Source organism: Piscicoccus intestinalis NBRC 104926 (genome assembly GCF_001515525.1).
In the GTDB taxonomy this organism is placed as follows: domain Bacteria; phylum Actinomycetota; class Actinomycetes; order Actinomycetales; family Dermatophilaceae; genus Kineosphaera; species Kineosphaera intestinalis.
Genome location: NZ_BCNQ01000178.1, coordinates 1 through 8,698 on the forward strand (window position 1 = coordinate 1; position 8,698 = coordinate 8,698).

The window sequence follows — 8,698 nt, forward strand, 5'->3', positions numbered from 1 at the left end:
GGCCACGCAGGCGGCGGCGTACCGCCTCCAGGGGTCGTCGGCGCAGCGCACCGCCGCCGGCCGGACCGGCCAGGCGACCGGCGCGGCGCGACCCGGGGAGACCGTGGGCGCGGCACCGCAGTCGGCGTACTCCTCGGCGGGTTACGGGCCGATGGCCGGTTACGGCGCCGGCTCCGGCGCGGGTGGGTACGGCCCGAACGCGGCCGGCTACCCCGGCGCCCCGCAGTACGGGGCCGGCGCCCCGTGGGGTGCGGGTTACGCGCCGGCCGCCCCGCCGCCGCGACGCTCCCGGGGCCTGTTCGTGACCGCCATCGTGCTGGCCTCGGTGCTGGCCCTGGCCCTCGGTGGATTGCTGGGTCACTTCGCGCCGTTCGGCGACGACGCCGACTCCGGTCAAGCCGGGTCGACGCCGACGGCGAGCGCCGTGATGCCCGACGGCGTCTTCGTCGTGGTCTCCGGCATCTCCGGCCAGTTCACCCACGCCGGCACGCTGTCTGCCTCGACGACACAGGAGTTCGCCACCAACGTGGCGAAGGGGTACGCCGAGAGCGGTGCGGCGGGCCAGGAGGCGCAGTTCCGCGCGTACAGCCCGACGTCGGACCGCACCTACCGCGTCTCCTGCGAGCCGCGCGGCGACGGCACCGTGCTGTGCGTCGGGGGCCGCAACGCGCAGATCGTCTTGTGGCCCTGACCAGCTGACCCGGCTTCTTCGCGCGGCCGCCGCTCCCGACCGGGAACGGCGGCCGCGCGCACGTCGACCCTGCGCGCGCGTTACATCTCCTCGTGCGTGTCGGGGTCGCCGTCGAACAGCCGGCCGTCGGGGCGGCCCAGCGCCGTGATCGCCTCGACCTCGGCGTCACTGAGCTCGAAGCCGAAGACGTCGAGGTTGCTGCGCTGCCGCTCCGGCGTGGCCGACTTCGGCAACGGCACCGAGCCCAGCTGCACCTGCCAGCGCAGGATGACCTGCGCCGGTGTCACGTCGTGAGCCTGCGCCGCCCGCGTGATCGGCTCCTCCTCGTACGGGGCGCTCGCCTTGCCGAGCGGGCTCCACGACTCGGTGCGGATCCCGAGCCGCTCGTGCACCGCGCGCATCTGCTCCTGCGGGAAGAGCGGGTGCAACTCGAGCTGATTCACCGCAGGGGTCACGCCGGTGGCGTCGATGATGTCCTGCAGGTGGGCGGCCGTGAAGTTCGAGACGCCGATCGAGCGCACGAGCCCGCGCTCGCGGACGTCGACGAGCGCCTCCCACGCCTGCCGGTACAGGCCCACGCTCGGGTTGGGCCAGTGGATGAGCACGAGGTCGAGGTAGTCCACGGCCATCGTCGTCAGCGAGTTCTCGACGGAGGCGATCGCCTTGTCCTTGGCGTGGTCGCGCCCCGGGATCTTCGTCGCCAGCATCACCTCCTCGCGCGGCAGGCCGCTGCGCCGCAACGCCTCACCGACCTCCGCCTCGTTCTCGTAGTTCACCGCCGAATCCAGGAGCCGGTAGCCCGCCTCCAGGGCGCTCGTCATCGCCGCGATGCCGTCGTCGCCGCGCAGCGGGTAGGTGCCGAACCCGATCGCCGGGATCGACGTGCCGTCGTTGAGTTCGTGTCGGGGAGTGGTCATGCCCCCAACGTAAGACGTTCGCCGCAACGCTCGCAGATCGGCTCGGCCGCCGCCATCGCGCGCAGGATCGCCGCCCGCGTGCGGTCCGGGTCGTTGATGACGTCGTCCCAGGTGAAGCGCAGGACGATCCAGCCGTGGCTGGTCAGCGCGGTGTAGCGGCGGCAGTCGCGCAGCAGCGCCTCCTTCGAGGAGTGCCACGCCACGCTGTCGAACTCCAGGACGATCCGGCGGCGGCGGTCGCCGAGGTCGACGGTGTGCTCCTCGTCGCCGCACTCGATCGTCAGCTGCGGTTCGACGGTCAGCTCGGGGATGGCCAGCGCAATCCAGCGCAACGCGGACTCGCCGGGGTTGGCGGCGCGACCGTCCGCCGCGGCCACGAGCCGGCGCACCCGGGAGCGCACCCGCGGGGCCACCGCGTCGGCCGCGTCCGACAGCTGTGAGGCCGCGACCAACGGCGGGTGCTCATCGTCACCGCGCAGCGCGGAGTCGAGCGCCGCGAGGGCCTCGGCCCCGGGAAGGTCGGCGGCGCAGTCGAGCACGGTGCGCAGCGGTGCCGTGACCCCGGCGGTCATCTCCGCGTCCGTGAGGTTGCGGCGTCGGACACCGGCGGTCGGCACGGCGCCGGCGTCGACCCGTCCGCCGCGGGGCACGATGAGCTCGGCCTCCCGCGCGTCGACGAGCAGCGGCAGTTCGTAGTACTCGGCGGCCGAGCGATGGGAGAGCACACCGCGGGCCGCGGTCGCGGCCTGCCGCGCCTTGGCGACGCGTTCGGCCCGGGCGGCCGCACGGGCCGGCGCCTCGTCGCCGCCTCGGGACCGCGGCGCTTCGTCGAAGACGGCCGGCAGGCCGTACACGCCGGGGCGGACGGTCAGGATGAGCCGCTGCGCCGCCGCCGTGCGCACCGCTCGTGCCGAGACCGCCTCGGCGAGTTCGGCGTGGGTGGCCACCCCGCCCGCGGCCAGCAGCGCCGCCCGCACGTCGGCGGCCCGTCCGGCAGGGGGTTTACGGGGACGGCTTGCCCGGCCCGCGCCTGGTGTCCGGTCCGCGGAGGTCACGGGTGTCGGGCTGCCCGGGAGCGGGCTCGAGGTCGCATCGTGGATCGCGTCGGCGGTCGCGTCGCGGGTGGTGTCCGGGGTGGGTTCGGATGTCATGTCGGAGGTCATGGCGACATGCTGGAGCATCGCGCGGCGACACTGGCGATGTTTTCCACAGGCCTGTGGAAAACAGGATTGGTGCGCAGGTCAGGCGGGTCTTGGGGTAGGCGCGTCGGGCGAGCGGTCGTGGTGGTTGAGAGTCAGTGGTCGTGGTCGTGGTCGGGGTCCCGGGTCAGGCCAGCGTGGTCGGGGTCCCGGGGCAGGCGGGCGCTGCGGTCGGGGCGGCGCGAAGCCCCGGCGGGTGCTCCGCGCGTGCGGGGCTAGGCGGGCGGGGCTAGGCGGGCGGGGCAGTGCCAGCCGCGTAACCGTGTGGGCGCCCGTCCTCGGAGGCAGAGACGAAGTTGGCCTACATACTCGGCGCCAGCCCCCTGGAGTACCCGCATCGCCGCAGGTCACGGGCGCGGTGAGGAGGCGAGGATCGGAGTGTGTAAGCCATCTTCGTCTCGGGGCCGCCGCATCCCTCTGTTCAGGGTGTCGTTGCGGCCCGGCGCGCGGTCGGTGAGCACGAGCTGGTGCTGGTAGGGCCCCGGCACGGCCGGACGCGGGCCGCCGCCGGGCGGTGAAGCATGTACTCCGTGCCTGTGCGCGACACCCGTCTTCGGGCGCAGAGACGAAGTTGGCTTACATACTCGGCGCCAGCTCGCTGGCGTACTCGCATAGCCGCAGGTCACGGGCGCGGTGAGGAGGCGAGGATCGGAGTGTGTAAGCCATCTTCGTCTTTGGCCCGCTGCAACCTCCGTTCAGGGGGTCGCTGCCGGCCAGCGCGGTCCCCGACTCCCGAGGCAGTGCGGGTCGCTGCGGGTCGGCGCGGGCCTGCGCAAGGTGGTGCGGGGCGGTGCGGGCCGCCGCCAGGAGCCACCGCCGGGCAGTGCGGGGTCGGGGCGGCATGGTGAAGGGCCGCCGCCGAGCGGTGAGGAGCCGCCGCAGGGCAGGGCGGGGTCGCGGCGGGATGGGGAAGGGGCGCTGCCGGGCGAGGACGGGCACCCCCCGGGCGGTGAGCGCCCGCTGCCGGTGGGAGCGGGGTGGGCGGCTAGAGCCAGCGGCGGTGCGGGTGCGGGTGCGGGTCGGCGAGCTCGGGCAGCACGACCTGCTCGAACGCCTCCAATCCGCTGGTGTCGTAGGCGATCTCGGCGAAGTAGATGATCGCGTACGTCATCCCCAGGCGCTTGAGGTCGCGCAGCTTCTCGACGATCTGCTCGGGCGTGCCGACGAGCGGCCCGCGGCGCAGGCCCTCGATCTGGCGGTCCACCTTGTCCTGCGGCACGCCGACCGACAGGTAGTGCTCGCGCATCCAGTCGAACCGGTCGTCGATCTCGCGCTGGTCGCCCCCGATGAACACGTTGTAGTTCGCCGACCGGGTGATCGAATCGAAGTCGCGGCCGACGTCGGCGCAGTGCCCGCGCAACACCTCGCTCTTGTGCGCGAACGTCTCCGGGGTGCCGTCGAAGTTCGTGTAGTCGGCGTACTCGGCGGCGATGCGCAGCGTCTTCTTCTCGCCGCCGCCGGCGATCCACATCGGGATGCCGCTGATCGCCGACCCCGGCACGGAGGTGCCCTGCAGCGGCTGCGGCGCGCACCGGGCGCCGTCGACCTGGAAGTACCGGCCGTCGAGGGTGGCCTGCCCGGTCGTCCACATCTGCCTGAAGATCTCGACGCCCTCGCGCAGCGCGCCGATTCGATCGCCGGCGCCCGGGAAACCGTAGCCGTAGGCCCGCCACTCGTGCTCGTACCAACCGGCGCCGATGCCCATCTCGACCCGGCCCTCGGAGATGATGTCGACGGTCGCGGCGACCTTCGCCAGGTAGGCGGGGTTGCGGTAGGCCATGCAGGTGCACATCTGGCCGAGGCGGATCCGCCCGGTCGCGGCGCCGAGGGCCGCCATGAGAGACCACGCCTCGTGCGTCGCCTCCTGGGAGGCGACCGGCACGGTGTGGAAGTGGTCGTAGACCCACAGCGAGGACCAGTTCTCGTTCTCGTCGGCGCGTCGGGCCAGCCCCGCCATGACGCCCCAGTGCTGCGCGGGGTCGACGCCGGCCAGGTCCATGCGCCAGCCCTGGGGGATGAACAGTCCGAACTTCATGGCCACGCTCCTTCGTCATCGACCCGCGTACGCCCGCCCATCCTGTCACGCGGCCCTGTCCAAGGGCCCTGTCAGCCGGCCCTGGCGAGCGGCCCCGTCGCGCGGCCTGTCACGCCACCCTGGCGCGCGGCACCGATGGGGAGCCGGTTCCGACGCTGGACCACCCGAATTCGTTCTACGGCAAAACAAGGGGGTGAAAAGTGCTTGTGTGCGGCGCTCGCCCGCCGATGTGGGAGATGTCCAGACGCGGCAGGCGTCCCGCGGCTCAACGGCCGCGCAGCCGACAGGCGCCGCGTCCGGGCAGGTATCACCGCGGGGGCGAGACTTCTTCGCAGTCGCCGGGGAGTACGAGCATGACGCGCCGACCCCGGCGAACGGCGACGCGAGGGTCGCAATGCGATCCCTGCGGGTCGGTGGCGGCCAACCTTGGGAGCCGGGGCCACCGCCGGCCCGCACCATCTCGCCCGGCACGCGCGCGAAGGCTCGCAACGAGACCGCGGCAAGGCTGGGCAAGCCCGAGCAAGGCTCGGCAAGGCTGGGCAAGGCCGCCGGCGCAGGGCCGAGGCGGGGCCTGCACCCGCCCGTCGCACGACCGTCATCTGGGGAGACGGCCCGCTGCCTGCGCCGAAGAACGCGCGCCGGGCCGATCCCGCGGTTACGCTCCGGGCATGACCGGAAACCCCGACTTCGACCTGTTCCGCACGAGCGAGGAGCACGAGGAGATCCGCGCGGCGATCCGTGAGATCGCCGACGAACGGATCGCTCCGCACGCGGCCGAGGTGGACCGGAACAGCGAATTTCCCAAGGCTGCCTTCGACGCGCTGTGCGCCGCGGACTTCCACGCGCCGCACATCCCCGAGGAGTACGGCGGCGTCGGCGCGGACGCCCTCGCGACCTGCATCGTCATCGAGGAGGTGGCCCGCGCCTGCGCGAGCTCCAGCCTCATCCCGGCGGTCAACAAGCTCGGCACGATGCCGCTGATCCTGGCCGCCTCGGAGGAGGTCAAGCAGAAGTACCTGCCGCCGGTCGCCCGGGGGGAGGCGATGTTCTCGTACGGGCTTTCCGAGCGCGAGGCCGGCTCCGACACCGCCTCCATGAAGTGCCGCGCGACCCCCGACGGGGACGACTGGGTGCTGCACGGGCAGAAGTCGTGGATCACGAACGCCGGTGAGTCGCAGTACTACACGGTGCTCGCGGTGACCGACCCGGGCGGGCGGCGCGGCGCCAACGTCTCGGCGTTCGTCGTCGAGAAGGACGACGAGGGGTTCTCGTTCGGGGAGAAGGAGCACAAGCTCGGCATCAAGGGTAGCCCCACCCGCGAGCTGCTCTTCGAGAACTGCCGCATCCCCGGAGACCGCATGATCGGCAGCCCCGGCGAGGGCCTGAAGATCGCGCTGCGCACCCTCGACCACACCCGCGTGACGATCGGCGCGCAGGCCGTCGGCATCGCCCAGGGCGCGGTCGACGCGGCGACCGCGTATGTCAAGGACCGCTCGCAGTTCGGCAAGGCGATCGCCGAGTTCCAGGGCATCCAGTTCATGCTCGCCGACATGGCGATGGAGCTGGAGGCGGCGCGGCAGCTCGTGTACGTCGCCGCCGCCAAGTCCGAACGCGCCGACAAGGACCTGAGCTTCTTCGGCGCCGCGGCCAAGTGCTACGCCTCGGACATGGCGATGAAGGTGACCACCGACGCCGTGCAGCTGCTCGGCGGGTACGGCTACGTGTCGGACTACCCCGTCGAGCGGATGATGCGCGACGCGAAGATCACGCAGATCTACGAGGGCACCAACCAGATCCAGCGCCTCGTCATGGCCCGCCAGCTGCTGAAGTAGTGGCGTTTGCTGCAAAAGAGCCCGTCGGTCGCCGCCGCGGCCGGCGGGCTCTTTTGCGAGCCGGGTCGATCCGAAGCCGTGGCTCGCGTGGAGGCGGGTCGCGGGCGTGCCCGGGACATGCCCGTCGCACGTCCAGGGGTGCGCCAGGAAGCTGCCCGATACTGAACCATCATGAGCCCCTCCACTCGGTCCGACGGCCGGCCTCACGACGAGCGCGACGGCGCCGAGCACGGCGTCCACGGCGACGACCGGGCGCGGCAGCCCGAGGCCGACTACGTCGACGTGCGCCGCCGGGTGGACGGCAGGGTGCTGGCCGCCGATCCCGAGTTCCTGCGCCCTCGCCTGCGTGGTCGTCGCGCGCTGGTCCTCGTGCTGCTCACGCTCGTCGCGCCCGGCAGCGCCCAGCTCGTCGCCGGCAACCGACGCGCTGGCGCCATCGCCCTGCGGATCTGGGTCGCGACGCTCATCACGCTGGCGCTGACCGCGGTCGTGTTCTTCCTGGACCGGGCGCTGCTGCTCAACGTCATGTCGAACAGCCTCTTCCTCACCGGTCTCGCGGCGGTCCTCGGTGCGGCGGCGATCGGGTGGACGCTGCTCTTCCTCGATGCGCTGCGGATCTCGCGGCCACGGTTGCTGCCCGGCGGCTCACGGGCCGGGGTCGCCGCGATCACCGCCCTGCTCGTGGCCGTCACCGCGCTGCCGCTGGGGCTGGGGGCGCGCAATGTGCTCGCCGGTCGCGACCTCGTGTCCTCTGTCTTCGGCAACCACACGAGCCGGCAGCCGAGCAACGGTCGCTACAACATCCTGCTGCTCGGCGGCGATTCCGGCGCGAGCCGCACTGGCACGCGCCCGGACACGATCATGCTGGCCAGCGTCGATGCCGACACCGGAAAGAGCGTGCTGTTCGGCTTTTCCCGGGAGACCGAGAACATCAACTTCCGGCCCGGCTCCACGATGGCCCGGCTCATGCCGCAGGGCTGGAACTGCGGCGACGAGTGCCTGCTCAACGGCATCTACCGGTGGGCGATGGAACACCACGATCAGTTCCCCGCCGACGTCGCCGACCCCGGCGCGCTGGCCACCAAGGAGGCGGTCGAGGCGCTGTCCGGCCTCGACATCCAGTACTACGGGCTCGTCGATCTGCGCGGCTTCCAGCGGTTCGTCGACGCCGTCGGCGGCATCGACATCTACGTCGGCAAGCGCACCCCGATCGGTGGGGGCACGTCACCGATCTCCGGCTACATCGAGCCGGGCCAGCAGCACCTCGACGGCTACCACGCCCTGTGGTACGCCCGCTCCCGCGAGGGCAGCAGCAACTACGAGCGGATGGCCCGGCAGCGCTGCGTCATCAGCGCCATGGTGCACCAGCTCTCCCCGGAGACCGTCTTCCTGAAGTTCCAGGAGATCGCCTCGGTCTCGGGCAGCGTGCTGCAGACCGACATTCCCGAGGGCGACGTCGGGACCCTCGGCGACCTGGCGCTGAAGTCCCGCGGCCACAAGATGACCAGCGTCAACTTCGTCCCACCGATCATCAACCCGTGGGATTACGATCCCCAGGTGATCCGCAGCACCGTCGAACGCACGATCGAGGCGTCCGAGAGCGAGGCGACCCCGAGCGCCTCGGCGGCGTCGGGCGACTCGGGCGACCGGGCGCCGGACTCCGGCTCCACCACCGACGACAGCGAGTCGACGGGGACCGCTGCGCCCGGATCCGCGCCAACTCCGACCGGCGCGAGCGAGGACTTGTCGACCGTCTGCTCCGCCTCGTAGCAGGCCACCGTCCGGCGCCTCGGTCCCACGTGTGTTTGCTCGCGCTGAATCCAGTCGCGATGACTGATTTCGGGTGAATGGTCCTTTCGCCCTGTTTGATGCAAAGCGGTCGTTATGAGATATGTAATCCGCCAATTGCACCGGGACACGCAGCGTACGTCGCACGCCTGGGCGCCTCCTGGCATTGGGGCGCAAGTAGGCTCTAACGTCATGAGTGAGAACGGAATTCGGGGAGAACGAGGAACTAGCCCTGG

General features: G+C 71.9%; 5 protein-coding genes and 1 pseudogene. 3 read left to right on the forward strand and 3 right to left on the reverse strand.

Annotation, left to right across the window (positions count from 1 at the left end):
• Positions 1-691: pseudogene (locus tag PINTE_RS23415) on the forward strand (hypothetical protein); the annotation flags it as partial.
• A gap of 80 nt (positions 692-771) precedes the next feature.
• On the opposite strand, the gene PINTE_RS19020 reads toward PINTE_RS23415, so the two are convergent.
• The 3 genes from PINTE_RS19020 to PINTE_RS19030 all read right to left on the reverse strand — a co-directional run bounded on the left by PINTE_RS19020 (position 772) and on the right by PINTE_RS19030 (position 4,842).
• Positions 772-1,608, reverse strand: a complete 837-nt coding sequence (locus PINTE_RS19020) for an aldo/keto reductase (RefSeq protein ID WP_068433859.1) — start codon at positions 1,606-1,608, stop codon at positions 772-774.
• Positions 1,605-2,771 (reverse strand): DUF559 domain-containing protein, encoded by a 1,167-nt coding sequence (locus PINTE_RS19025; protein WP_157087378.1) that lies wholly within the window; start codon positions 2,769-2,771, stop codon positions 1,605-1,607. The genes PINTE_RS19020 and PINTE_RS19025 overlap by 4 nt, the downstream gene beginning before the upstream one ends.
• Positions 2,772-3,792: 1,021 nt before the next feature.
• Positions 3,793-4,842: an LLM class F420-dependent oxidoreductase gene (locus PINTE_RS19030; protein WP_068433863.1), complete on the reverse strand. Its 1,050-nt coding sequence runs from the start codon at positions 4,840-4,842 to the stop codon at positions 3,793-3,795.
• Between the two features lie 668 nt (positions 4,843-5,510).
• On the opposite strand from PINTE_RS19030, the gene PINTE_RS19035 reads away from it, so the two are divergent.
• Positions 5,511-6,674 (forward strand): acyl-CoA dehydrogenase family protein, encoded by a 1,164-nt coding sequence (locus PINTE_RS19035; RefSeq protein ID WP_068433865.1) that lies wholly within the window; start codon positions 5,511-5,513, stop codon positions 6,672-6,674.
• Positions 6,675-6,845: 171 nt separating this feature from the next.
• Positions 6,846-8,444 (forward strand): LCP family protein, encoded by a 1,599-nt coding sequence (locus PINTE_RS19040; RefSeq protein WP_084343814.1) that lies wholly within the window; start codon positions 6,846-6,848, stop codon positions 8,442-8,444.
• Positions 8,445-8,698 lie beyond the last annotated feature (254 nt).

Bases quoted from the DNA above. Each gene is read 5' to 3' on its own strand.
- PINTE_RS19020 (WP_068433859.1), bottom strand. From the start codon at position 1,608: ATGACCACTCCCCGACACGAACTCAACGACGGCACGTCGATCCCGGCG.
- PINTE_RS19025 (WP_157087378.1), bottom strand. From the start codon at position 2,771: ATGACCTCCGACATGACATCCGAACCCACCCCGGACACCACCCGCGAC.
- PINTE_RS19030 (WP_068433863.1), bottom strand. From the start codon at position 4,842: ATGAAGTTCGGACTGTTCATCCCCCAGGGCTGGCGCATGGACCTGGCC.
- PINTE_RS19035 (WP_068433865.1), top strand. From the start codon at position 5,511: ATGACCGGAAACCCCGACTTCGACCTGTTCCGCACGAGCGAGGAGCAC.
- PINTE_RS19040 (WP_084343814.1), top strand. From the start codon at position 6,846: ATGAGCCCCTCCACTCGGTCCGACGGCCGGCCTCACGACGAGCGCGAC.